The following is a 24,293-nucleotide window of genomic DNA, read 5'->3' as shown; positions in this document are numbered from 1 at the left end:
CGGTCTTGCGGGAAGGCTTGAGAGCACGAGGGCGTGAGGGCACGAGGGCGAGAGGGCACGAGGGCACGAAAAATCAAGAGCTGCGATGCCTGCTCAAGCGTGCCCTCTTGCCCTCTTGCCCTCTTGCCCTCGTCAACGCACCCTGGCGTACTCAACCCCCTTGAGCTTGCGCACGAAGTTCGAACCCATCAGCAGCGACGGCGTGTAGAAGCCCGCATGCGGACCGATGTCGGTGGCCAGGAAGCGAGCGATCCGGAGGGCCGACATCGCCGTCAGCGCGTAGCCATTGGGCGTGGTCAGCGTGGCCGCGCGCACATCGCCGCGCGGATTGCGCACCTCTCCGTAGACATAGGCGTGGCATTCACCGCGGCGCTGCGCCGAAGGCCCTTGGACGCTGGCTTCGACCCGGCGCTTCAGCAACCACTGCACCGGTGCCAGACCCAGCAGGGGCGTCAGCCAGCGCAGGCGTCGCAGATTGGTGATGGTGCGCGGCGGCATCGCCATGTAGACCTCGATATTCTGAATGCCGGTGCTGACAAATGCCGTGTAGACATCGCCCCAGGGGATGGTCACGCACTGACGACTGCCGCGCGGAAAGTTGATCTCGCGGCGCTTGTAGCCGAGCGGCACGCGGATCAGCTCGCCGTCGCGGCGGATGCGGCCACCCTTGCCCAGTCCCTCGATGCCGGTCAGCGCCGTACCGCGGCTGGGGCCACCCTCGGCGTCGAAAGCCAGCAGCAGCTCGTTGGCATCGGGCAGATCCTCCCGGAGCATGGCTGCCAGACAATCGGTGGGCACCACGTCGAATCCCACGCCCGGCACCAGCGCCACGCCATGCTTGCGCGCGGCACCGTCGTTGGCATGGGCATAGGCAAAGACGTCGATCTCGCCGGTGATGTCCAGATAATGCGTGCCTACCTGCAGGCAGGCGGCAATCATCGGCGCGGCGGTCTGCGAGAACGGACCGGCGCAATGGAGCACGGCGCGCATACCCTCCAGACCGCGACGCAGCGCCTGGGTGTCGGACAACTCGAAGCTGCGATGCGGCAGGCCGAATTCGAGTGCCACCGACTCGGTACGCGCCGGATCACGGCCTGCGACCACGGGCTTGTACCCGGCCGCGATGGCCTGTTCCAGAATCAGACGTCCGGTATACCCATAGGCGCCGTAGACCATCCACGGTTCTCCCATGCCGCCTCCCCGCTGCATGCCTTGCTGGCGTCCCTATGGTAGGACATTGCGGGCCGGTCTTCGCCACCTGAGGCAGCAGAACACTGCGCGGCCAGCGGGCCTTGTATTCCCGATGATCGGCACAAACTCCAGCCTTTGCGTCCATCCCAGCAGGAGGCGCCCGCAGTTGTGCGGGTGCTTCGCCGGGTCGATCACTTCCCATTCCCAGACCTGCCCGCCTGTGACCGAAAAAACCCGATCCATTGCGCCGTTGGCGGCGCTTCGCCCTTTCCTGCGGCCCTATCGGGGTCTGATCGCCGGCGCTCTGGGCTTTCTGCTGCTGGCCTCGGTGGCCTCGCTGTCGCTGCCCAGCGCGGTAGGCCAGATGATCGACCACGGTTTTTCCAAGGCCAACGCCGAATACGTCGACAAGTACTTCCTGGCGCTGCTGGCCGTGGCCATGCTGCTGGCCGTCGGCACCGCGGCCCGCTTCTACTTCGTCACCCGGCTGGGCGAACAGGTCATGGCCGACTTGCGCCGCGCGGTCTACGATCACCTGCTGCGACTGGACCTCGGCTTCTACGAAAACACCCGCACCGGCGAACTGCTGAGCCGGCTGACCGCCGACACCGAGCTGATCCAGACCGTGGTCGGCTCCAGCGCCTCGGTGGCCTTGCGGAGTCTGGTGATGCTGGTCGGCGCCCTGATCATGCTGGTCATCACCAGCCCGAAGCTGTCGATGCTGATCGTGCTCGGCATCCCGGTGGTGGTGGCGCCGATCCTGATCTTCGGTCGCCGGGTCGAAAAGCTCTCGCGCGAGAGCCAGGACCGCATAGCCGATTCCTCGGCCATCGCCGGCGAGACCTTCAACGCCATCCACACGGTCCAGGCGAATGTCGCCGAAGGCCGCGAGTCGACCCGTTTTGGCGACGCCGTGCGGCGCACGCTCGCCACCGCCACCAAACGCATTCGCATGCGCGCCAGCCTGACGGCCGTCGCCATCCTGCTGGTCTTCGGCGCCGTCACCGTGGTCCTGTGGATCGGCGCCAAGGCGGTCCTGGCCGGCACGCTGACCGGCGGCGAACTCGGTCAGTTCGTGCTCTACGCGGTGCTGGCGGCCGGTTCGGTGGGCGCCGTCAGCGAGGTCTGGGGCGATGTCCAGCGGGCCTCGGGTGCCATGGGCCGACTGGCCGAGCTGTTGGCCATCCAACCACGTATCCGCGACCCTGAAATTCCAACCGCCGCGCCCGCTGCGCTGCAGGAACACATCTGCATCGAGGGACTGCGCTTCCATTACGACTCGCGCCCGGACGTGGCCGCGCTGGAGGGCATCGATCTGGAAGTGCGCAGCGGCGAGACCGTGGCCCTGGTCGGGCCGTCCGGGGCCGGCAAGAGCACGCTGTTCCAGTTGCTGCTGCGCTTCTACGACCCTGCTGCCGGCCGTATCACCGTCGACGGCACCGATCTGCGCGATCTGCGCATCGCCGATCTGCGTCGCCTCTATGCGCTGGTGCCCCAGGACCCGGTGATCTTCGGCACCAGCGCGCTGGAGAACATCCGCTACGGTCGCCCCGACGCCAGCCGCGAAGAAGTGGAAGCCGCCGCACGTGCTGCGGAAGCCTACGATTTCCTGGCCGCACTGCCGCAGGGGCTGGACACCTACCTCGGCGAGCGCGGCGTCCGCCTGTCCGGCGGCCAGCAGCAACGCGTGGTCATTGCCCGGGCACTGCTCCGCGACGCCTCCGTCCTGCTGCTGGACGAAGCCACAAGCGCGCTCGATGCGCAAAGCGAGCGTGCCGTACAACAAGCGCTGGAACGGCTGATGGCCGGCCGCACCACCCTGGTCATCGCCCATCGACTGGCCACCGTGAAGAAGGCAGACCGCATCGTCGTGCTCGACCACGGCCGCATCGTGGCCCAGGGCAAGCACGAGGAATTGCTGGCCCAGGGCGGCCTGTACGCCGAGCTGGCGCGGCTGCAGCTGGTGTAGTTGCGGGGCACGGGACACGGGACACGGGACACGGGACACGGGACACGGGACACGGGACACGGGGAAAAGGCTATGGGCTTTGGGCTTCTGTAGTTCCAGACTTGTCTGGATCTACTGCGGCTCAGTCATCGCCGGCCGCCGTTGCGCCCTCCAGAGCAACGGTCCGCGACATCGATCTCTTGTCTCATATGAAACTCTAACCGCTCTTCTTCGCGCGCTCCCTGCTTTTCCTTTGCGTACTTCGCGTCCAGCTTCTGGCTGCAGCCTGCCTGACGGCAAGCTCGTCGCCTCACCGGTCGCGCCGCAAGGGCGCTCCTACACAGGAGCGGGACGACTGGCACCCGAGACCTGAGCCTTTCCCGTGCCCCGTGCCCCCTGCCCCGTCCCTTCAACACCCCACCTGCCGGCAATCGGGGAAACGCACCTTGACCTTCGTGCCCTCGCCCAGCTTGCTCTCGAATTCGATCGGCCAGCGGAAGCGGTCGGACAGGCGCTTGACGATGGTGAGTCCCACGCCGATGCCTCCGCGGCGGCCGTGCTCGGCTCGGAAGAAAGGCTGGAAGATCTGCTTGAGGTCTTCCTCCGACATGCCGACGCCGGTGTCCTCCACCGTGACCATGCCCGGATCGACGATCACGCGAACGCGGCCTTCGTCGGTGTAGCTCACGGCGTTGCGGATCAGGTTGCCAATCAGCACAGCGACGACTTTGGACGGCGCGTGCAGACAGAACTGGGCGTTCTCGACGATTTCCAGCTTGATCGGCTTTTCCGCCGCCAGTGTTTCGGCACGCTCCATTTCCTCGCAGACCACCGAGTTGATCGAGAAGTCATCGGCAGGAAGCGCGTTCTCTGCCTCGCGTGCCATCAACAGGAAGGCCTCGATCAGCGCCTCCATGTCTCGCGCCGAGCGCAGGATGCGCTGGGCGTTGCGCATCGAGTAGTCGTCCAGTTGGCCGTCGCTGATCAGTACCTCGCTGGCCATCTTGATCACTGTCAGCGGCGTGCGCAGTTCGTGGCTGGCGTCGCGAGTGAAGTTGCGTTCGCGGTCGACGAACTCGGAGATGCGCTTGCCGAAGCCGTAGATCGATTCGGACAAGGTCAGGGTCTCGCCCTCGATATCGGGCGGCATGCGCTCGGGCGCCAGGGCGCTGAAATCGGGGTTCTTCGGATCCCAGCTGCGTACTTCGTTGGCCAGCCAGATCACCGGCGAGATCGCGCGGCGCGAAAGCCTGTAGGTGAGCCAGGTGGCGAGATAGATGAACATCAGCACCAGGGTCAGCGGCACCAGACCGAAAAACAGCGCCAACTGACCGATATGGGCCTGATCGATGACCAGGAACAGCCGACCTGGCTTGGCATCCGACACGAACACCAGCGCCCGACTACCATTCTGGCGCAGAACGTGGAAGCCCAGGTCCAGCCCGCGCAATGCCGGCGGCACCACTTCATCAGTTTCGCCGGAGCGCTGCAGATAGCCCTTCATGTTGTGGGTATCGGGCGTCGGATACACCGGGTTGCGTTCCAGCAACTCGATGTAATGCGTGGTTTCCTCGCGCAAGGCGCGCTTCATCAACACGTCTTCGAGCACCGCCGCCGCGCCATAGACACCGAGCACGGTACCGCAGGAAATGGCGGCCGCCTGCAGGATGAAGGCGATACCGATCTTCGCACGCAGCCCGGATTGACCGTGGTGGGTCATTGGCAACCTCTCACTGGAAAGCTAGCGCCGCATTCTGAAGGGAAGTTCCTGCAAGCGGCGCGAAGAGCATCCCGACCAATGTAGGTCGTGGGTGTCGCTTAGCGGCTCTCCGGCGCATTTCACCACGCCCATGCCAGGGAACGCGCACCCTCGGCCTAGCCCGCACATTTCATGAGGGAACGCGGATGATCGCGAAGGGCTTTGCGCCGGAATCGAGACGAGAGGAGGAGCAATGGTTGTTCCATTGCGACGACGAGCAACGAAGAGTCCGGCGCAAAGAACGAGCGAGGGCCGCGTTAGCGAGGCAATGGCAGCGAACAGTTTGTCATTTCAACCAATTCGAGGATTTCCGCGTCGTTCCAACGAAGTCGGGCCATTTCATCGCGACCTCATGAAATGTGCGGGCTAGCAGCCTGTCCTGGCCAGCAAGCGCCGGATCAACTCGCCCACAGCGACAAAGGCGAAGGCGCCGGTGACGTGAGTGGCCGCGCCCAGGCCGCCACCGCAATCGAGCCGACCTTCCTCCAGCGAATCCGGCTTGGCCGAGCAGACTCCGCCATCGGCGCTGGGATAGCGCACGTTCTCCAGCGAATACACCGCGGGCACGCCGAAATAGCGCTTCGGTCCACGCGGATACTTGAACTCCTCACGCAGCTTCTTGCGGATCAGGCTCAGCAGCGCATCGTGTTCGGTGCGCGACAGATCACGTACCCGAATCTGGGTCGGATCGACTCGACCGCCGGCCGATCCGGACACGATGATCGGAATCTTGCGACGCCGACAATAGACAATGGTTTCGACCTTGACCCTGAAGGCATCGCAGGCATCCAGCACCGCATCGAAGCCGCCCTCGCCGATCAGATCCAGATTGGAGGGCGTCAGGAAATGCGCCAGCGGCTGCACCTGAAGCGCAGGATCAATGGCGCGCAGGCGCTCTGCCAGCACCTCGACCTTGAGCTTGCCGTAGTTGCCTTCGAGTGCATGCATCTGCCGATTGGCATTGGAGACGCAGACCTCGTCGCCGTCGATCAGCGTCAGCTTGCCGATCCCGCTGCGCGCCAGCGCTTCGGCAGCCCACGAACCCACTCCGCCGACGCCGATCACCAGCACGTGCGCGCGCCTCAGGCGCGCGAGGGCATCAATGCCATACAGGCGGGCGATGCCGGCAAAGCGAGGATCGATGGCAGCAGAAGCAGAAGGCAGGGACATGGGCGCGCCGGACGCGATGAGAAAACCTGAGGGGGGCGAAGTAAAGCAGATCGACCGGGCCGCTGCACCGGAGTTGCGTTACAGCGCTCGCCTGCCCCAGAAGCGCTCCATCACCAGATAGGTGAAGGACGCTGACCAACTGACCAGCACGAAGCCGGCCAGGGATTCGACGGCGGCGAGGAAGCGCAGAGGACCGACCGGCGCCAGATCGCCGTAGCCCACGGTGGTGTAGGTGGTGGCCGAGAAGTACATCAGGTCCAGGAAAGGCGGGTGCGGCATGCCGGAGATAGAGCCACCATCGTGGACCTTGTGGACAATGGCGTATCCAACGGCGAAGAAGGTGATCTCGACGGCGTGCATGACCAGCACGCCGATGATGCCGAACAGCACCTTCATGCGCCGCGGCCCGAGGTGGATCTCACCGAGGTTGCGCTGCAGCAGGGTCAGTCCTTCGTAATGCAGCAAGACCGAGGCAATGATGACGCCGATGGTGGTTGTTACCACCGCCAGCGAGCTGAGCCAGTGACCCGGCGTGGCTGCACCGATCTCCTGCACGCTGCTGGCCATCGCCGCCAGCACGGCGATTCCGCTTCCCGTCATCTCACAGTGTCCTCTGATTCAGGGGCGAAGCTCCCCTGCGCTGAAACGCGCTCCTGATCACACCCCGACACGGCCCGGCAACCCAAGCTGAAGTAGCCGCACCCGTCCCTGCGGAGCGCGTCCACATCGATCTCGGCCGGCACGAAGGCGAGGCGCCAGTGGCATGGATAGATGGCCGGCGCGTGCCATGGTTCCCGGCGTTTGCGAGGGCCGATTCAGCCGGCCATCACTTCTTCTTCGGCGCGAATGCCTTCTGCAGCAGACCCGCCGAAAACTCCGGCGCGTTCACATGGCCCACGGCATAGCGATACAGCGCCGCCGAATAAATGCCGGTCAGTGCCGCCTGCATCAGCGCCAGCAGCATCGTGGCAATGACCCCGGTGGCTGCAATCGTGGCGGCCAGGGCTACTTGATGGGAGGTTGCTGCCGGCACCGCCAGACCCAGCGTGACCATCCACAACAACACATAACCGAGGCCGAAGATCAGCCCCATGCCGCCCTGGCCAATCAGATTCTCGCCCCAGGTCTGCTTGAGCAGCAGTGCGCTCTCCTTGACCGCATCGAGCGGACCGATGTCACGGTGCACCAGCACCGGCACCACCATGAAGGAAGCCACCGTCCAGGCCGCCCCGAACAGACCAGCGATGATCGAACCCAGCCAGCCCGCGCGTTCTTCGATGGCGCGCAGAATCATGCCCACGGTTGCGGCGATGGCGGCGTAACCGAGTATGGTGCCCACCTTCGACCAGGCAATGCGCAAGCCATCGGCCACGGTCGGGTCCTCGCCCTCCAGACGCATCGAGGCCGCGCCCACCAACGCGGTATTGAAGAAGAAGATCACGAAGTACTGGGTCAGATAAAAGGCGAAGGCCCACACGAACCAGACGGGCGACATCTCGTCCTTGTTGAAGGCCCCGGCGTGTCCCTGGCTCCACCAGAACAGCGGCGCCAGGAAGCTGGCCGCCACGATCAGGGCTGCCACCGACGAGACTGCCGGGAACACCAGCAGTTCCTTGTCCTTGCCCAGTACCGACGCACTGGCCTTGATCAGGGCCCAGCTGCGTGAAAATCGTTCGAACATGGGGAACTCCAGGGGGCTTGCTGCGGTCGCAGAAGGTTAGCCTTGCGCGGACGCAAGGAGAAGGGTGCATTCCGGCTTGATTTGTCGGGCAATGCCCCCAGATGCGCAGCTTTCGTGCTTGGGGTCCGCTGAAAATCCACCTTCCACCGTCTACTCGGTCCACTACTCTCGTGCCAATAAAATGATAGATATCAAGAATTTAACGAAGAGATACGGGGATCTTCTGGCAGTCGACTCGGTGAGCTTCACCGTCTCTGCCGGAGAAGTCCTGGGCTTCCTCGGGCCCAATGGCGCCGGCAAGTCCACCACCATGAAGATGATCGCCGGCTTCCTGACACCGACATCCGGTTCGATCAGCGTCTGCGGTTTCGATGTCGAGACTCATGCGCTGGAAGCCAAGCGCTGCATCGGCTATCTGCCCGAAGGCGCACCCTGCTACGGAGAGATGACACCGTCGGGCTTCCTGAGTTTCATCGCCGACATCCGCGGCATTGCTCCCGGTGCCCGCGACCGGCGCATCCAGGAAGTCATTGCCCGGCTGGGACTGGAACGGGTAGTCGAACAACCCATCGAAACCCTGTCTAAGGGCTTCAAGCGCCGAGTCGGCATCGCCCAGGCCATCCTCCACGATCCCAAGGTGCTGGTGCTGGACGAACCCACTGACGGCCTCGACCCCAACCAGAAGCACGAGGTGCGCTCGCTGATCCAGGGCCTGGCCAAGGACAAGATCGTGATCGTGTCCACCCACATCCTGGAGGAAGTGCACGCCGTGTGCACCCGCGCCATCATCATTGCCAACGGCAAGGTGGTGGCCGATGCCACACCCGACGAACTGGAAGCCCGTTCGCGCTTCCACAACGCCGTGACCCTGCGCGCCGCTGACCTGCCGGGGCTGAAGACCGCCCTGACCCAGGTCAACGGTGTCGATGAAGTGGTCATCGATCTGGAAGACCAGGTGGTCACCGCCTTCCCACGCAAGGGTCAGGCCATCTTCGGTCCGATCAGCCGCATGATCCAGGATCGCAAGCTCGACGTCTCCGAAGTGCTGCTGGAGCGCGGCCGCCTGGATGAAGTCTTCCGCACCATCACCCAGACCGGAGCCCGCTCATGAATCCAGTCAAAGTGATCTTCAAGCGCGAACTGGCCAGCTATTTCGCCACGCCGGTCGCCTATGTGTTCATCGTGATCTTCCTGGTGCTGGCCAATGCCTTCGCCTTCCAGCTCGGCGGTCTGTTCGAGCGCGGCCAGGCCGATCTGCGACCCTTCTTCGATTTCCATCCCTGGCTGTATCTGTTCCTGGTACCAGCGGTGGCCATGCGCCTGTGGGCCGAGGAGCGCAACAGCGGCTCCATCGAGCTGCTGCTGACATTGCCGGTGACCCAGTTTCAGACGGTGCTGGGCAAGTTCCTGGCGGCCTGGGCCTTCGTCGGCATTGCCCTGGCGCTGACCTTCCCGATCTGGATCACGGTCAACTACCTCGGCGATCCTGACAACGGCGTGATCATCGCCAGCTACATTGGCAGCCTGCTGATGGCTGGCGGTTTCCTGGCCATCGGCAGTGCCGTGTCGGCGGCCACCCGCAGTCAGGTGATCGCCTTCATCATCACCGTGGTGATCTGCTTTGGCCTGCTGCTGGCCGGCCATCCGATGGTGCTGGGCTTTGCCAAGCTGGCACTGCCGCAGTGGCTGGTGGACGGCGTCGCCTCGCTGAGTTTCATCACCCATTTCTCCTCGATCAGCAAGGGCGTGATCGATCTGCGGGACCTGATCTTCTTCGGGCTGCTGATCGGTTTCTTCCTGTACGCCACCTCGGTGGTGATCGACCTCAAGAAAGCTGACTGACGGAGACCCCTGACGATGAACGCGATAACCAAACGCGCCTCGGGCGGCCTCGTGCTGCTGCTGCTGGCGCTGCTCTTCATCGGCGCCACCGTGATCAGCAATCTGGTGCTGCGCGGTGCCCGACTCGACCTCACTGCCAACAGCGAGTACACGCTGAGTGACGGCAGCAAGGAAATCCTCGGCAAGATCGACGAGCCGATCAATCTGTACTTCTATTTCTCCGACGAAGCCTCACGCGACCTGGCGCCGATCCGCACCTACGCCCAGCGCGTGCGCGAGCTGCTGGAGGAGATGGCCAGCCGCACCGGTGGCAAGATCAAGCTGTCGGTGATCGACCCACAACCCTTCAGCGAAGAGGAAGATGAAGCGGCCGCCGCCGGCTTGCAGTCGGTGCCGGTGGGCAGCACCGGCGCCAAGCTGTTCTTTGGCCTGGCCGGCACCAACTCGCTGAATGGCAAGGCGGTCATCCCCTTCTTCCAGCCGGACAAGGAAGTCTTTCTCGAATACGACATCGCCAAGCTGATCCAGAATCTGCTGCAGCCGGACAAGCCGGTGATCGGTCTGCTGTCCTCGTTGCCGATCGGCGGCGGTTTCGATCAGACCACGCAGAAGATGTCGGACCCCTGGGCGGTGATGCAGCAGCTCAGCGAGCTGTTCGAAGTGCGTCCGCTGGGGCTGGACCCCAAGACCATCGACCCGGCGGTCAAGCTGCTGATGGTGGTGCATCCCAAGGCACTCAGCGACGACACCCTGTACGCCATCGACCAGTTCCTGCTGGGCGGCGGTCGCCTGCTGCTGTTCGTGGATCCGAACGCCAATGCCGATACCAGCGGCAACGATCCCAACAACCCCTCGGCCGCCATGTTTGCCGACAAGAGCTCGAACCTGCAGAAGCTGCTGAGCCACTGGGGAGTCGACTACAAGGCCGACGAGGTGGTGATGGATCGGGCGCTGGGTCTGCAGGTGCAGGTCAGCCAGACCGAACCGCCGGTCATGCATCCGCTGATCCTGGGCCTGCGCGCGGCACAGATGAACGATCAGGATCTGGTGAGTGCCAAGCTCGATCTGATCAACATCGACACCGCTGGCCATTTCAAGCTCAAGGAAGGCGCCACGGCCACGCTGGAGCCGCTGCTGCAATCCAGCTCCGAAGCCGGCACCATCTCCACCGAGCGCATCCGCTATCTGCCGGATCCGCGCGAGCTGCTGAAGGACTTCACCCCCAGCGGCGAGAACTACATCATCGCCGCGCGCCTCAGCGGCAAGTTCACCAGCGCCTTCCCGGATCGCGCCAGCCAGCCCGGGCACATCGCTGAAGCCGCCGAGCCGGTGCAGGCCATCCTGATCGCCGACACGGACATCCTCAGCAACCGTCTGTGGGTGCAGGTGCAGAACTTCTTCGGCCAGCAGCTGATCTCGCCTTTCGCCGACAACGGCGATCTGATCGTCAACTCGGCCGACAATCTGTCTGGCTCATCGGCGCTGATCTCGATCCGCGGTCGCAACAGCAGCACGCGGCCCTTCACCGTGGTCGAGGACATGCGTCGAGCCGCCGATGAGCGCTTCCGCACCACCGAACAGCAGCTGCAGGAACAGCTCAGCGAAACCGAGCGCAAGCTCAATGAGCTGCAGGCCAACAAGAGCAGCGAGAACGCGATGATCATGTCGCCCGAGCAGCAGGCCGAAGTGCAGCGCTTCCAGAACGAAAAGGTGCGCATCCGCAAGGAGTTGCGCGATGTTCGTCGCAGCCTCGATCAGGACATCCGCAGCCTGGGCAGCCGCACCAAGTTCATCAACATCGCGCTGGTGCCGATCCTGGTGATCATTGCCGCCCTGCTGTTCTGGCATCTGCGCCGCAGCCGTCGCCGCGCAGTCATGGGAGGAGCCTGAGCCATGATGCAGAAACGCTTGTTGTCCCTGCTGCTGATCACGGTGGCGGTGCTCGGTATCGGTCTGATCCTGACCCAGCGTCAGCAGCCCATCGTCGAGGGTGTCAGTGAATCGGGACCTTTGGTGCCGGGCCTCAGCAATGAACTCAACGACATCAAGGCCTTGCGCATCACCGGCGCCGGCAATGCGCTCATTGCCGAGCTGACGCGCAAGGACTCGGGCTGGGTGGTTTCCAACCGGCACGACTATCCCGCCGATTTCGACAAAGTGCGCGAGTACCTGCTGAAACTGGCCGATGCCAAGCTGCGCGAGGCCAAGACCAGCAAGCCCGAAAACTACGCACGCCTGGGTGTGGAAGACCTGGCCGGTGCCGAAGCCAAGGGCCTGGGTGTGGAACTGATCGGCACCAAGGCGCCGGTAAAGCTGATCGTGGGTATTGCCTCGGGCGGCGGCTCGCCCGGCACCTTCGTTCGGCGTGCCGACGAAGCGGCCAGCTACCTGGTCAGCGGCGATGTCATCCCCGACAAGGAAGGCGCCAACTGGTTGGCACGACAGATCATGGACCTGCCCTCCTCCGAGGTCTATTCGGTCGCGGTCACCGCGCCCGACAAGTCCGTGCTGAAGATCGACAAGCCCGACGCCAGCCAGTTCAACTACAACGTGGCCAGCGTACCCAAGGGCCGTGAACTGAGTTCGGAATCAGCCGCCAACATCATCGCCGGCGCCCTCTCCAGCGTGACCCTGGAAGACGCACTGCCGATAGCCGAAGCCACGCCCGACCCTGCCAGCACCTGGACTGCCCAGTACCTGAGTTATGACGGCTTCGCCGTCGATACCACGGTCTGGGACAAGGACGCCAAGACCTGGGCCACCTTCGCAGCTCACGTCGACGAAGCACAGCTGGACGCCTGGCTGGCCAAGGAACAAGCCAAGGCCGACGCCGCGCGGGCCACCGCCGAGGCCGAAGCCGCCGCCAAGGCCGAGAGCGCCAGCAAGGCCAGCGAGGGCGCCAAGGACGACAACGCCACCGACACCGCCCAGGCCGAGCCGTCCAAGGACGGCGCCGACGCTGATTCCGCCACCGCGGACGCCCCACCCCTACCGCCCGCCTTCGACGCCGAGAAGACCAAGGCCGACAAGCGGGCCGAACTGGACAAGCGCGTGGCTGAACTCAACGAGAAAACCGCCCCCTGGGCCTATGCCATTCCCAACTGGAAGGCGGCCAACATCAAGAAGAAGATGGACGATCTGCTGAAGCCCAAGAGCTGATCACCACCGGGCAAGGCGATACCCAACAGGCCGCGGTCTTCGTACCGCGGCCTTTTTCTTGCCCGATCCGCGCAGGAAGTGCACACCGCCGTCCCCAGGGATTCGGCAATCGGGTGTTCGGATCCGTCAGCCGCGATGGCGATCGCTGCGCCCATTCCCCGGATGTGCTTCAGGCGCCTGGTTCTTGGCTGCCAACGATCTCACGCACGCGCTGGACGACTTCGGCGAGCACCGCGTCGTCAAATCCGACCAGGCCACCAACCGGGCCCTGACTGAGGAAATCCGCGAAGCCCTGCTGCACTGCCGAGCCGCCCAAGCCGTAAACATCGTCCCCGTAGAACAGCAAGCCCTTCGTTTCGATGCGAATTCCCTCGTAGCTGCGCGTACTGGTATTCCATTGCCAGCAGTTCTTTGCCGGGAACGAGCCCGAGTCGACAAGTCGATCCGCCGCCTGAAGAATGCGCTGCCAGGGCGTCGTGATCAGAGTCGCCGGTGTGGTCGGCACCGGGTAGACCAACAGTCGCTCCTGCTGAGCAATCAGGATGATCTGCGCGCCGCCCATGATCGCCAGCGCGTTGATCAACTCGGCTGAGGGCAGCGGAGCCACACAGAAGGGCCCCGCGAGCGGCAGACGCGGAGAATCGGACGGCGTCGAAGTCGCCTCAAGTCGAGGCGCCCATACCCCCAGCCAGCCGCGACCGGCGATCGCCAGCTGGCGCGCGTCGGCGCTCCAGGCCATGCCCCAGGTGCCGGAACGGGTCTCGGCGTGGCCGATCAGATCCAGGCTCGCCAGTACCCCGGACTTCCGGCGTGCGCTGAGGCGCAGCGTGTGTTGCCCGCGTAGGCTGGCAACAAGACGGCCATCGGGCGTGGGACAGCGCCTGGAATCGCCGTCGATGCGGTCCGCGAAATCCATCGGCAGGATGGCGTCAGGTGCTGCTGCGTTGTAGGCGAGAGCGCGGTGGCGCCTGCTCGCGCCATCAGCCCTGGCCTCCAGCAGCGACCCATCAGACAGCGACCACACCCGCATGCCGCCCCACAGATTGATCGCTGCCAGGCGCTTGCCATCGGCGGAAAATGCCAGCGAGTGGGCCTGATGCGGCAGCCCGGAATAACAGCCCAGACGCGCACCGTCCGACAGACGCCAGACCACGACCGGGTGCGATGGATCACCGCCACACGCCAGCAAAGTCTCATCGCGCGACAGCGCCAATGAATAAATCGTGCCCGGATGCTTGATGCGGCCAATGCTCTCGATCGTGTGATCCAACATGCCGATATTCACCACGGGAGCGGGCTGCAAAGAACAATGCAAACAACATCCATGGAAAAGCAAGAACCATGAACCCACTTCGACACCGCAGGCAGCTGTAGCCCCAGCGATTGTTGGGGTACCGAACAACCCTTGGAGACGATTGACGGGTGAGGGTCATGGGTGTCCGCAGCAGTAGTCGAGGTCGGTGATGGGTGTTCGCAGTCGTCGGTGTCCGCAGTCGTCAAAACGTACACAAACGGAGTCGACGAGTAGAATCGAGATGACCAGCCAGTCGAGGCGCACCATGGCAACCGCGTTCAAGCAGGAAGCCCACAACCTCATCGATGCCTTGCCGGACAGGGCCTCGTGGAAGGATTTGATCTATCAGGCGGCGCTGCACCGCGCCATCGACCGAGGGTTGGCGGAGGCCGACGCAGGCAAGCTGATCCCGGTGGAAGAACTGCTCAAGGACTACGGAATTACGGCATGAAGGTGTACTGGACTCCCGGTGCCATGAGGCGCCTCAAGGAGATCGAGACCTACATTGCTGAATGCGGCTCGCCCGAGATCGCACGCAACGAAGCAGCGCGGTTGATCCGGCGCACTTTGACACTCGAGCAACCACCGCTGATCGGAAAGCGGCTGACACAGTAAGCGAATGCCGAGGTGCGGCAGTTGCTCGAACGACGTATCGGCTGATCTATCGAGTGACAGCCTAGCGCATCGAGATCATCACGGTGCTGCACTACCGACAGTTGATGCCGTCTGACCTGAAAGGAATGTGCTGAGTGTCGGAGATGATCGCGGGGTGAGGTTCATGGGTGTCCTCGGCTCAGCGTGAGTTTTTCCGATGGTTTGGAAGTGGATCAAATTGCAGAGTTGTATAGCCAGCCACTCACTCTCCGGAACGGATTATCTTATGAGCGACATTAATGGAGTTATTTTTAGAGTCGTGATTGTACTGTCCGCGCTCTTTGCAGATGTAGCAATTTGCTCGACTCTGCCAACCTTTGCGAATAGATTGGAAGAAAAATATTGCTCCGAAGCGCATGCCAACCCATGGCAGGACCTTGTGAATAGCGGGCAACTCAGGGAGTTCACGTTGAGAGCGCGCGGCATTAGGATTTCGGAAGCCCCTTACTTCTGGTGTGCCGTCAGGCGAATTTCTGTAACGGAGATCATGTGGCCCAACGACGAAGGGTTCTATTTAGCAAGAACACTCGGTCAGCTATTGGCAATAATTCTACCCAATTACATATGGAATGATCCTTATCTGGAGCCCTATTCTTTAGAGGACGAGGATGCATTGGAGGCGCTTGCGCGAGGTATAATTAATATCAATGATGGAATAATTTCCCCGTGCGCACTCTCTGTGCAAATCGAAGAGCGAAGGATTAATGTGCTCCGCGATCTGGCAGAGGTGCTAGGAGAAAAAAGAAGTCCGCTAGCAGAGTTGCGATGCAAAAATAGGAGTCTACTGGAGATCGCCGCGGCAAACGGAAATTCAGCTGATTTTGGTAAGATATTGTCGGAGGGCCATCCTTTTTATCACCCAAGCTCGAATGAACTGTACGCGGCAGTCGAGTCCGGATCTATGCAGATGCTGGAGTTCCTGATCGTGTATTCCTACGAGCCAGAAGAAATAAGGCATGCGTTGCAGCTAGCGCAAAGATTGCATGAACCTCTGCGTTCCAGAGCATTGGCCCTGGTTTCCGGTGGTTCTTATTACTAACCCGGCAATCAAATATGTGCTAGTATTCTGGCATGAACAAACCCGACGCACGCAAGCTTTCCGACGACTCCCTCCGGGTCTGTGCTGTTTCGTGTGGAAAGTAGGGCTTGACGCTTAGCTGCTCCGCAGGTGTTCTTGCCAGTTTTCGTTGACCAGGACTGTCCATGAGCGATCCGATGTTGGGCCTGTTCACGCACGCGCTGGGCTTGGTTGAGCCTTGGCATGTCGATCGAAAGCGGACACCTGCGTCCATTTTCGCCGGCGGCTTGCGGGGTGCCGGCCGGATCCGGAAGTGACCGAAAAGACAGAAGCGGGGAAGGGGTCGGGCGTCAGGGGACCTGTTGTGCGGCACTTTCGGACCGTGCGGTGATGCGAGCCGAGGGGGAATTTGTCTTGCGGCAGGTCGGACCATGCGGCGAGCCAGTCCCCCTGCCCCCCTGACCCTTTCCCCGCTTCTGGCCTCGCACCCGGCGAAGCGGGCGGGCGTAGCTTCGCGATACTGGCACGCTGTGTGCTAATCGTTGTCGTCTCCACTCGCTGCGGGCCTGCCCATGACCACCGTCCGACGACTGCTCCGCGCCCCGCTCTACAGCTTCGGCGTCATGCTCAGCGTCGCCTTGCTGGTGCTGGTCAATGGCAGCGCGCTCGGCGGCCTGTGGGCGCTTGGATGGCAGCCGCTGCCCTATCCCCAACCCGAGCGGCTGGTGCAGTTGCGCATCGACCTCAAGGACATCGACTTCCAGGTGGGGCTCTCACCCACGCTGCTGGATGCGGTGCGCGCGCGCCGCGAGACCTTCGCCGGGGCGATCGGTGCGGCGCCGGTCAAGGCGGCGGTCGATCCGGGCGGGCGGGTCTGGCACACCCAGCGGATCAGCGCGGACTTCCACCAGGTGCTCGGCGTGGCCCCGGCGCTCGGGCGTGCGCTCGATGGCGCGGAGGCTGGCGGGCCAGCGCTGCTGCTGTCGCACGCGACCTGGCGCGCGCAGTTCGACGCCTCGGCGGAGGTGATCGGGCAGACCTGGCGGATCGGTGAGGTCGACTACCGCATCGTTGGCGTGATGCCGGCCGGTTTTGCCTGGCCGGACACCCGCGTGCAGGCCTGGACCGCGTTCGCGGCGACCGCCGAGGAGCGCGCAACCGACGCCGCGGGTGGATTCGGCCAGTTCGAGGTAGCCGCACGACTGGCCCCCGGGGTCACGATCGCGCAAGCGCAGGGCGCGTTGGCCGCCGTGCTGGCCAACTCCGGCAGCGAATTCCTGCGCAATCCCGAAGGCCCTGCGCGGGCCGACGTGCGTCCCTGGCGCGCGCAGTTCAGCGCCGGTCACTTCCAACCGCTGCTGCTGGTTCAGGCATCTGCGCTGCTGCTGTTGCTGATCGCGGCAACCAATCTTGCGGGACTGGCACTGGACCGCATGCTCGCGCGCCGGCGCGACCACGCCGTGCTGCGCGCTCTGGGCGCGGTGCCGCGGCAACTGCGCGCTCAGGCGGCGATCGAACTGGCGCTCCCCGCAGCCATCGGCGCGATCGTCGGCGCCCTGCTCGTGCCGGCCGGCATCGCGCTACTGCGCGCACGCGGGCTGCTGCCGGAGGCCCTGCCGGTGGCATCGGCTACGGGTGTTGTCGCGTCCGCGATGGGCGCGGCCGCGGGCGCCCTGGCGCTGTTGCTGGCGCTGGCCTTGCTGCGCCTGGGACAGGGCAGGCTGGCCGCGGGTGCGCTCGGTTCGCGCGCAGTGTCCGGACTGTCACCGGCGCAGGGCTGGCTGCTGGTGGCGCAACTGGCGCTCACCGTAGCACTGGCGGGCGGCTCGGCGCTGCTACTGCGGAGCGCGTGGAATCTCGCGACGGAGAACCGAGGCTTCGATGCGGCGAACGTGGTGCTGACCCAGGTCGATCTCGGCGACCAGGTCAGCGAAGCCCAGGTCCAGGCCCTCCGCGACGCGGTCGCGGCGTTGCCCGGCATGGACGGCGTCGCGCGCGCCGACATGCCGCCCTTCGGTGGCGCCGAGTTCATGACCGAACTGAGGAGCGCGGTGGACCCCGAGCCCGCCGAGGCGCGGATCGCGTCGGTGTCGCCCGGGTACTTCGACGTGCTGCGGATTCCGCTGGTCGCCGGGCGTGCGTTCACGCCGGCCGACGGCGCCGCGGCCGTGGTGGTGGACGAGGTCTATGCGCGCCGCTTCGGCCAGCCCGCCGATGCGCTGGGACAAATCCTGCGGCAGGCGGACGATGCCGACGCGACGCCGCTGCGGATCGTCGGTGTCGCCGCAGCGGTCAAGCAGAAATCGCTGGATGAAGATCTCCGGTACGGCACTCTGTACCAGCCGATCGGCGGCAGCGACCCGGTGCAGTTCCTGGTCAGCCGCGGGGTGGGCGCGGCGCCGGTCGAAGCCGTTCGCCGGCTGCTGGCGCAGGTGGCACCGGATGCCGAACTGCTGGTCAACGTGGCGCTGGACCAGGCGGTGGCGCGCACCCAGCAGGTCCGCGTGGCGCTGATGGAAGCGGTGTCGCTGTTTGCGCTCGCCACCCTGCTGCTGTCCGCGCTCGGGGTGTACGCCGCGCTCAGCACCGCGGTGCGCCGGCGCTTCGCGGAATTCGGCGTGCGCATGGCCATCGGCGCCGCACCGGGCGCAATCCTGCGCGAGGTCTATGCGCGCTCGGCGTGGATCCTGCTGCCCGGATTGCTGCTGGGCCTGGGCCTTGGGCTGGCACTGGCGCGCGTGGCGGGGGACCGGTTGCATCGGGTGACGCCCGGAGATGCTTCCAGCTGGGCCGTGGCATTGGCGACAGTCGCCATCATGGGCGCGCTCGCGGTGCTGCCCTCGGCCTTCCGCGCGATGCGCGTGGCGCCAGCCGCAGCGTTGCTGTCGCGCTGCGATCGCGATGCCTGAATGCCAGCCTCAGGCGCCCTGGTAGCGCGTTGGATCGGCCACGCTGGCCGTCGCGAATCCCTGTGCCCGCAAAAGCTGGGACACCCGTCGAATCCCGACAACATCGCGACAACATCGGACGACAACATCAGATCCCCACTTTGTAGGGTTTTTCCTACGAGCTTTGACACCGTTTTCCGACTGACAGTCGTCGTGGCGGGGTGAATGATTGCTTTCATGACCTACGCCCGTTCCACTCTGATCCCCACCGGCTCGGCTGCCACCTTTCACTGCGTCTCGCGCTGTGTGCGTCGGGCTTTTCTCTGTGGTGAGGATCGGCTGACGGGTCGCTCCTTCGAGCATCGTCGGCAATGGGTGGAGGATCGCATCCATGAACTGGCCGGGATCTTCGGGGTGGCCATCTTGGGCTACGCGGTGATGAGCAACCACATTCATGTGGTGGTGCAGACCTTGCCGTCGGCGGTCGCGGGTTGGTCAGCAGATGAGGTGGCTGCGCGCTGGTTGCGCTTGTTTCCGCGCCAGGATCTGAACCCCGAGATGCGTGCCGAGGTGCTGACGGGCAATGAGGAGCGCATCAAGGTGCTGCGCGAGTGTTTGTCGGATCTGCTCGAGCATTCGCGGGAGCGGTACCGATTCCAACTTAGATAGATACTTCGCAGAAAAGGTTCATGCGTTGCCTGTCCGAGCAGATTGCGCGCTCGGCGAACAGGGGAGACCACTGCAAGGGTGGGTGACGACACGACCCACGCGCGGCGCGGGTTCCGCCACCTGAACGACCCTTGCGCCTTGGTCCGTTGCGCTCTGCACGGGGGACGCCTGCGCCCCGGCTGGAGCGGAACCATGGACTCTCGACCGCACTCAGGACACCTTGCAGCGGTGGATTCGATGACTTTGCGCGGCCAGCTGATCTGATTGAGTCCGCGCATTCTCGCCGTGCCTCGAAAGGTACAGTCAGGTTGGGGGCGGCGCTTCGAATCCATCGGCAAAAAGACCTTCTGTCACCACGGTGTTCACGTCGCTGGCACTGTTGTCGCTGGCGTCGGTCTCCACGGTGCCGGCAGGGACGGTCACGGTGGCGGTATTACTGATGACCTGCCCAGGCGCAGCGCTGACGCTGGCGCTGAAGACATAGCGCAACACGGCGTTCACAGGCAGATCGACCAGCTCGTCGATGCCGCCGCTGCCGCTGGCGGCGGGACAGCTCGCGCCCTGCACCGGCGTGCAGGTCCACAGCACGCTGCTCAGTCCACCCGGCACCGGGTCCTGCACCCGCGCGCCCAGAACGCCGAGCGGGCCGGCATTGGCGACCAGGATCTCGTATTCCACAAAGCTGCCGGCGATGGCGTAGGGTGTGCCGTCGCTATTGCTGATCTCCAGATCTGCCGCCGGCAGCACCTCGACGTCCACTGTGGCGGTGGCTGCGTTGTAGTTGTTGTCGCCCGCCTTCGTGGCAGTGACGGTGCAGGTTCCGACACCGGTGCCAGTCACGCTCTGCAGTGAAACGGAACAGACGCCGCCGCCCGCGGTGACCGCAAAGTTGACGGCGCCAGTCCCTGAGCCGCCCGTGGTGCTGACCGTGCTGGCGCCGCTGTAGGGGATGGAAGCTGGGTTGGCAAGGGCTGTCAGCGTGGCCTGATCGGCCTTTGCAATGGTGATGCTGTAGTGCTGCGTGCCCGTGAAGGGGCCGCCCACGCCCGCGGCACTACTGTCGCTGGCAGTCACGGCAAATTCGAAGGGGCCGCCAGCCGCGGTCGGCGTGCCGGCCAGGGTGCCAGCAGGGGTCAGCACCAGCCCTGGCGGCAGCATGCCGGCGCTGACGGCGAAGCCATACGGCGCGCTGCTGCCGTTGCCGCTGGCACTGAGCATGGCGCTGTAGGGAGAACCGAAGCTGCCGTTCGGCAACACCTCAGGTCCGAGGGTCAAGGTGGTGATGACCGCATGCGACCAGGGCGCTGAACTGCTGTCACCATGGGTGGAAGAGGCACCGAAGCTCGCGGTCAGCAGGCGCGGGCCGAGCGTGGCGAAGACCAGTTCGCAATCGAAGACCACCGAGCTGCCACCATTGGCGCTGGGTGTCGAATCAACGCAAGTTTCGCCACTGGAGGCCATGACAGTCACCTGGCCGTCGGTGGGCGCAGTGACGCTGCCACTGACCATCACCCTGACCGTGACCGGGGCGCCCAGCAAGGAAGGATTCGGGGTGGCATTGGAGATGATCGTGGCGCTGGTTTGCGGCGCAATCTCGATGGCACCCAGATCGCAGGCGCCGTTCTGTGGGCGGGTGACGCCACGCTGATCGACTGATAGCGGTAGCCCCGCCGCACCGGTGCAGATCGAGGGCCCGGCATCGATGGCATTGCTGCCAACGAGCAAGCCATGGGTTCGACCAAGCCCGCCATTCGCTGACAGAGCCGGATCCAGCCCTGTGACCGGCCCGAGAGAGCCCGACTGCGGGCCGCAACTGGCGTCGTCGATGCGGTTTCCCAGACCCGTGATCGCGGCCACCGGAAAGCACTGTCGACCTGAGGCCGTCACCAGGCTGTGCGTCAGATGCAGCTCTGCCTGGGGGCGATCGTTGTCCCAGCGCGCAATACTGGCAGCGCCCGTCGAGGGCGTGCTGCGCTCGCTCTCATTGCCCGCCAAGGTGGCGTGGGCGATTCGTACATCGCTGAAGACGGCAAGGATGCCGCCTCCACCCAGCCAGGTCTGATCGGCACGATTGCCGGAAATGGTGGTGTTCTCGATGTCCGCGCGGGCGCCGCGCAGGGAAAGCGCCCCACCACCGGATTCATCCAGACGCGGGTGCAGCGCGCTGCCATTGGCGGCAAGGTCCGTCGCCGAGTTTCCGCTCAAGGTCGAACGCCGCAGCGCCAGATCGCCACCCAGGATCAACAGGCCGCCACCTCCCCAGCGGGTGTCATTGGCACGGTTGTCCGCCACTTCGCTGTCTTCCATGATCAGGTGCGCCAGGCTGCCGAGAATTCCCCCGCCGCCCTGAGTCAGAGACTGGTTGTCGTGAATGCGGCTGTTGCGAATCATCACCGTCGCCCTCATTCCCGCCGCCAGACCACCACCATCGGCCACATTGCCGGCAATGTCGCAGCCGTCGACGGTAAGCGTTCCCAACGGACCCACGGCAACGCCGCCACCAACTTCGGCTTGCCCATCGATCAGCTTGCAGTTGTGAAGCGTGGCCGTGCCAGCAACCCTGATCAAGCCTCCCTGGCCGGCGGCACTCCCGTGGCGCAAGGTGATTCCCGACAATACCAATGAGCCGCCGGCGATCACGTCCAGCAGGCGGTCATCCGGCGTTCCATTCCACTGCAAGATGCTCAGATCCGGTCCGGCTCCGATGATCTGCAACGGAGCCCTGACATCCAGGTCACCGGTGATACCCATGTCCTCACCCGCACCGCTGAGCTCCAGCTGATAGGTGCCAGGTCCCAGTACAATCCGATCCAGATCGGGTTCCCCGGCCGCGCATCCGCCCACGGGCGCATCTGTCGAAGCCGCCACGATGGCCGCGCGCAACGTGCAATCGGGGCCCGCCAGCGAATCCACCAGTGAGGTGACCGGGATGACCGCCGCAGAGGCCGGTGCAGCCGCAAAGGCCAGGCCAGCGAGCGCCCAGCCAAGGAGTGCGCGCAGCCTCATCCTCCGGTGCCCGGATTTGTCAGCGTACCTGCTGGCAAGCCAAGCTGGATCTCAGCATCGCGCAAGGCGGTTTCCAGCGAACCGCTCATCAGCGTTGGCGTGCACGGAAGCGAAAAGTCAGAATCTTCGATCTCCGCGCTGAAGTTCATGTAGGCGGTGTAAATCGTGGCGCTTTGGCGGTTGAACAACTGCAGGGGCAGCAGATCCTCACCCAGCCGAAGAGCAATCACATCCATCGTGACCGTGATCCCGCTTCTCTGATACCAACGTTCTACGGGCAGGAGCCCGCCGAGATTCTCGTCGCTGACATGCTCGAAGCAGCCGGTACCGATGGAAGGGCGACTGAAAGTCTGAGAGATCGGGAACTGGACGCACTGAGTGACGGTGCCGCCCGTCACCGTGACCTGAGTGAAGGTTTGGGCCGCGAAGTCGAAGTACTCGTCAAGGGTCCCGCTGGTGAACGGCAGCCGTTCTCGCCGCTTACCCCGACTTTCGCTGTACCACCATTCCTCCACAGTGCGATCTACCCCCGTGGACGTGTTGCGCCAGTATTCGAAGTGACCTTCCGGCGGGAAAACCATGCTGCGTTGACCAGCCGGACAACTCTGTGAAAATGCGGGTAGTGCGAACAACGCAAGAACCGTGATGGCCAGGCATCGACACAGGATGGCCGCCATCGATCTTGGGGGCGTCGCTACAGGCAAGGTCTGGACCATGGGACACTCCTCTCCATTCCGGAAACTGCAGATGGCGCCCGAACCACGGGCGCAGTTGCCATCGAACAGGGGTTCGCGGTGGCTGCGCGTGCGCCGCGAGACTGGCCCGCCGAGCGCCCACAAGGCTGATGGCGAAGCCGCCGACAGTGGCGCAAGTCGCGCCGAGTGGGCACCGACCTGAGGGACATGAGGCTTGCTGTTGGACATCGTTTCGCTCGATGGTTACGTGGGCAGCAGACGGCTGCACTGACGGCGAAACGCTATATATCTCCACCTGGGGTTGACTGGGAATACAACCCCCCGCCACCTTCCACGGTCGTCCGGCCGGACTGTTTTCAGGCCGCCTGCGGCGAAAATGGCTCGCCAAGGAATCCCGACGCGTGGACAGCCGACCTGCAGATTGCTAGACAGGCAAGCAGTCGATCATTGACCGGAGCAAAAGGCATGAGCGGACAGGCAGCCCCCAAGCGCGAGCAACTGCTGGAAGTGGCAACAGCGCTGTTTCACCGCTACGGCTACCACGCCGTGGGTCTGGACCGAATTCTGGAAGAGGCCGGGGTCTCGCGGCCTACGCTCTTCAAGCACTTTCCGAGCAAGGACGATCTGATCGTGACCGCCCTGCAGCGCCGCGACCTGCAGGCCCGAGAGCGCTTCTTCGGCGCCCTGGCAGCGCACCCCGGCTCCTTTCGGGAGCGCATTGCCCATATGTTCGATCTGCTGACGGCCTGGGTGAGCCGGCCAGACTTCACCGGCTGCCTGTTCATCAACGCCACCGCCGAGTTCGCTGACCATCGCGACCCGATTCATCAGGCGGCCAAGGCGCACAAGGATGCTTATCGAGGGTTCCTCGAGACTCTGGCCGCCGAAGCTGGCGTGCCTGACGCACAGGCACTGGCAGAACAGTTGATGGTGCTCGTCGATGGCTTGATCGTGACCTGTCATGTCGCAGGCGCCCAGCGCTTCCCCGAGCGCGCCAAGGCCGCCGCGTTGCAACTGGTGGATGCCGCACTAGCCGAGGGCTCCAGACCTGCAATGGCCTGAGCCTTGATCCCCCGCACGGACTAGTTTTCCAGCCTGCGTACCCCGGCGGGTCTGGGTGTGCTCGTCCGACCCTGCGTCTGAGTTGCGTCCTCGCCCGAATCGCGTCCTCGTCTGAGCCGTTCTCCTCGTTTGAGATGTTCTTTTGCTGGCGGCACAGCTCGCGCCCTGGTTTCGATCTGGGCTTGGTCCTTGACGGACGGACGCCAAGGGCACTTCGCCCGTCAGGGAATGACGCAGATCATGAGCCCCAGGTCGCT

Annotated in this window: 18 protein-coding genes; 10 read left to right on the top strand and 8 right to left on the bottom strand. The window is 64.2% G+C overall.

From position 1 onward, the window contains the following. Nucleotides 1-132: 132 nt before the first annotated feature. Nucleotides 133-1,191, bottom strand: a complete 1,059-nt coding sequence (locus H7A19_16275; GenBank protein MCP5476387.1) for a saccharopine dehydrogenase NADP-binding domain-containing protein — start codon at nucleotides 1,189-1,191, stop codon at nucleotides 133-135. A 112-nt stretch (nucleotides 1,192-1,303) separates the two neighbouring features. Between H7A19_16275 and H7A19_16270 the strand changes: the two genes are divergently transcribed. After that, on the top strand, nucleotides 1,304-3,160 hold the full coding sequence (locus H7A19_16270) for an ATP-binding cassette domain-containing protein (GenBank protein MCP5476386.1): 1,857 nt from the start codon (nucleotides 1,304-1,306) through the stop codon (nucleotides 3,158-3,160). 388 nt (nucleotides 3,161-3,548) lie between these two features. Here the strand turns inward: H7A19_16270 and H7A19_16265 are convergent, their stop codons facing one another. From H7A19_16265 to H7A19_16250, 4 genes are all read right to left on the bottom strand, one after another. After that, on the bottom strand, nucleotides 3,549-4,859 hold the full coding sequence (locus H7A19_16265) for a HAMP domain-containing histidine kinase (protein MCP5476385.1): 1,311 nt from the start codon (nucleotides 4,857-4,859) through the stop codon (nucleotides 3,549-3,551). A 405-nt stretch (nucleotides 4,860-5,264) separates the two neighbouring features. Further along, entirely contained in the window at nucleotides 5,265-6,068 is an 804-nt protein-coding gene (locus tag H7A19_16260; GenBank protein MCP5476384.1) for a tRNA threonylcarbamoyladenosine dehydratase, read from the bottom strand. Nucleotides 6,069-6,146: 78 nt separating this feature from the next. Beyond that, on the bottom strand, nucleotides 6,147-6,668 hold the full coding sequence (locus H7A19_16255) for a two pore domain potassium channel family protein (GenBank protein MCP5476383.1): 522 nt from the start codon (nucleotides 6,666-6,668) through the stop codon (nucleotides 6,147-6,149). A 226-nt stretch (nucleotides 6,669-6,894) separates the two neighbouring features. Continuing rightward, nucleotides 6,895-7,749, bottom strand: a complete 855-nt coding sequence (locus tag H7A19_16250; GenBank protein MCP5476382.1) for a hypothetical protein — start codon at nucleotides 7,747-7,749, stop codon at nucleotides 6,895-6,897. A 181-nt stretch (nucleotides 7,750-7,930) separates the two neighbouring features. Here H7A19_16250 and H7A19_16245 point away from each other — a divergent pair, with 181 nt between their 5' ends. Genes H7A19_16245 through H7A19_16230 form a run of 4 tightly spaced genes read left to right on the top strand, consistent with a single transcriptional unit; the run spans nucleotide 7,931 to nucleotide 12,750 of the window. Beyond that, nucleotides 7,931-8,860 (top strand): ABC transporter ATP-binding protein, encoded by a 930-nt coding sequence (locus H7A19_16245; protein MCP5476381.1) that lies wholly within the window; start codon nucleotides 7,931-7,933, stop codon nucleotides 8,858-8,860. Beyond that, on the top strand, nucleotides 8,857-9,591 hold the full coding sequence (locus H7A19_16240) for an ABC transporter permease subunit (protein MCP5476380.1): 735 nt from the start codon (nucleotides 8,857-8,859) through the stop codon (nucleotides 9,589-9,591). The genes H7A19_16245 and H7A19_16240 overlap by 4 nt, the downstream gene beginning before the upstream one ends. 15 nt (nucleotides 9,592-9,606) lie before the next feature. Then, nucleotides 9,607-11,481 (top strand): Gldg family protein, encoded by a 1,875-nt coding sequence (locus H7A19_16235; GenBank protein ID MCP5476379.1) that lies wholly within the window; start codon nucleotides 9,607-9,609, stop codon nucleotides 11,479-11,481. 3 nt (nucleotides 11,482-11,484) lie between these two features. After that, a complete protein-coding gene (locus H7A19_16230) occupies nucleotides 11,485-12,750 on the top strand; it encodes a DUF4340 domain-containing protein (GenBank protein ID MCP5476378.1) in 1,266 nt (421 codons plus the stop codon). Between the two features lie 169 nt (nucleotides 12,751-12,919). Here the strand turns inward: H7A19_16230 and H7A19_16225 are convergent, their stop codons facing one another. Further along, a complete protein-coding gene (locus H7A19_16225; protein ID MCP5476377.1) occupies nucleotides 12,920-14,023 on the bottom strand; it encodes a WD40 repeat domain-containing protein in 1,104 nt (367 codons plus the stop codon). 286 nt (nucleotides 14,024-14,309) lie between these two features. On the opposite strand from H7A19_16225, the gene H7A19_16220 reads away from it, so the two are divergent. From H7A19_16220 to H7A19_16205, 4 genes are all read left to right on the top strand, one after another. Next, nucleotides 14,310-14,495 carry a hypothetical protein gene (locus H7A19_16220; GenBank protein ID MCP5476376.1) on the top strand — a complete coding sequence of 62 codons (186 nt, stop codon included), beginning with the start codon at nucleotides 14,310-14,312 and terminating at the stop codon, nucleotides 14,493-14,495. A 429-nt stretch (nucleotides 14,496-14,924) separates the two neighbouring features. Continuing rightward, nucleotides 14,925-15,737 carry a hypothetical protein gene (locus H7A19_16215; GenBank protein ID MCP5476375.1) on the top strand — a complete coding sequence of 271 codons (813 nt, stop codon included), beginning with the start codon at nucleotides 14,925-14,927 and terminating at the stop codon, nucleotides 15,735-15,737. 551 nt (nucleotides 15,738-16,288) lie between these two features. Beyond that, nucleotides 16,289-18,625 carry an ABC transporter permease gene (locus H7A19_16210; GenBank protein ID MCP5476374.1) on the top strand — a complete coding sequence of 779 codons (2,337 nt, stop codon included), beginning with the start codon at nucleotides 16,289-16,291 and terminating at the stop codon, nucleotides 18,623-18,625. A 216-nt stretch (nucleotides 18,626-18,841) separates the two neighbouring features. Continuing rightward, nucleotides 18,842-19,273, top strand: coding sequence for a hypothetical protein (locus tag H7A19_16205; GenBank protein MCP5476373.1), 432 nt, complete (start codon nucleotides 18,842-18,844; stop codon nucleotides 19,271-19,273). A gap of 303 nt (nucleotides 19,274-19,576) precedes the next feature. On the opposite strand, the gene H7A19_16200 is transcribed toward H7A19_16205, so the two are convergent. Further along, entirely contained in the window at nucleotides 19,577-22,279 is a 2,703-nt protein-coding gene (locus H7A19_16200) for a right-handed parallel beta-helix repeat-containing protein (GenBank protein ID MCP5476372.1), read from the bottom strand. Then, on the bottom strand, nucleotides 22,276-22,995 hold the full coding sequence (locus H7A19_16195) for a hypothetical protein (GenBank protein ID MCP5476371.1): 720 nt from the start codon (nucleotides 22,993-22,995) through the stop codon (nucleotides 22,276-22,278). Before H7A19_16195 ends, H7A19_16200 begins: the two co-directional genes overlap by 4 nt. 444 nt (nucleotides 22,996-23,439) lie before the next feature. Between H7A19_16195 and H7A19_16190 the strand changes: the two genes are divergently transcribed. Then, nucleotides 23,440-24,036 (top strand): TetR/AcrR family transcriptional regulator, encoded by a 597-nt coding sequence (locus H7A19_16190; protein ID MCP5476370.1) that lies wholly within the window; start codon nucleotides 23,440-23,442, stop codon nucleotides 24,034-24,036. Nucleotides 24,037-24,293 lie beyond the last annotated feature (257 nt).

Source organism: Rhodanobacteraceae bacterium (assembly GCA_024234055.1).
GTDB lineage: Bacteria > Pseudomonadota > Gammaproteobacteria > Xanthomonadales > SZUA-5 > JADKFD01.
Note: the sequence above shows the minus strand (reverse complement) of the source record. Positions and strands in the feature narration are given on the sequence as shown.

What these genes read in the sequence shown, in the direction of transcription:
- H7A19_16255 (MCP5476383.1), bottom strand. Translation starts at nt 6,668, where the DNA reads ATGACGGGAAGCGGAATCGCCGTGCTGGCGGCGATGGCCAGCAGCGTG.
- H7A19_16215 (MCP5476375.1), top strand. Translation starts at nt 14,925, where the DNA reads ATGAGCGACATTAATGGAGTTATTTTTAGAGTCGTGATTGTACTGTCC.
- H7A19_16200 (MCP5476372.1), bottom strand. Translation starts at nt 22,279, where the DNA reads ATGAGGCTGCGCGCACTCCTTGGCTGGGCGCTCGCTGGCCTGGCCTTT.
- H7A19_16240 (MCP5476380.1), top strand. Translation starts at nt 8,857, where the DNA reads ATGAATCCAGTCAAAGTGATCTTCAAGCGCGAACTGGCCAGCTATTTC.
- H7A19_16205 (MCP5476373.1), top strand. Translation starts at nt 18,842, where the DNA reads ATGACCTACGCCCGTTCCACTCTGATCCCCACCGGCTCGGCTGCCACC.
- H7A19_16195 (MCP5476371.1), bottom strand. Translation starts at nt 22,995, where the DNA reads ATGGTCCAGACCTTGCCTGTAGCGACGCCCCCAAGATCGATGGCGGCC.
- H7A19_16270 (MCP5476386.1), top strand. Translation starts at nt 1,304, where the DNA reads ATGATCGGCACAAACTCCAGCCTTTGCGTCCATCCCAGCAGGAGGCGC.
- H7A19_16210 (MCP5476374.1), top strand. Translation starts at nt 16,289, where the DNA reads ATGACCACCGTCCGACGACTGCTCCGCGCCCCGCTCTACAGCTTCGGC.
- H7A19_16250 (MCP5476382.1), bottom strand. Translation starts at nt 7,749, where the DNA reads ATGTTCGAACGATTTTCACGCAGCTGGGCCCTGATCAAGGCCAGTGCG.
- H7A19_16235 (MCP5476379.1), top strand. Translation starts at nt 9,607, where the DNA reads ATGAACGCGATAACCAAACGCGCCTCGGGCGGCCTCGTGCTGCTGCTG.
- H7A19_16260 (MCP5476384.1), bottom strand. Translation starts at nt 6,068, where the DNA reads ATGTCCCTGCCTTCTGCTTCTGCTGCCATCGATCCTCGCTTTGCCGGC.
- H7A19_16190 (MCP5476370.1), top strand. Translation starts at nt 23,440, where the DNA reads ATGAGCGGACAGGCAGCCCCCAAGCGCGAGCAACTGCTGGAAGTGGCA.
- H7A19_16230 (MCP5476378.1), top strand. Translation starts at nt 11,485, where the DNA reads ATGATGCAGAAACGCTTGTTGTCCCTGCTGCTGATCACGGTGGCGGTG.
- H7A19_16225 (MCP5476377.1), bottom strand. Translation starts at nt 14,023, where the DNA reads ATGTTGGATCACACGATCGAGAGCATTGGCCGCATCAAGCATCCGGGC.
- H7A19_16220 (MCP5476376.1), top strand. Translation starts at nt 14,310, where the DNA reads ATGGCAACCGCGTTCAAGCAGGAAGCCCACAACCTCATCGATGCCTTG.
- H7A19_16245 (MCP5476381.1), top strand. Translation starts at nt 7,931, where the DNA reads ATGATAGATATCAAGAATTTAACGAAGAGATACGGGGATCTTCTGGCA.
- H7A19_16275 (MCP5476387.1), bottom strand. Translation starts at nt 1,191, where the DNA reads ATGGGAGAACCGTGGATGGTCTACGGCGCCTATGGGTATACCGGACGT.
- H7A19_16265 (MCP5476385.1), bottom strand. Translation starts at nt 4,859, where the DNA reads ATGACCCACCACGGTCAATCCGGGCTGCGTGCGAAGATCGGTATCGCC.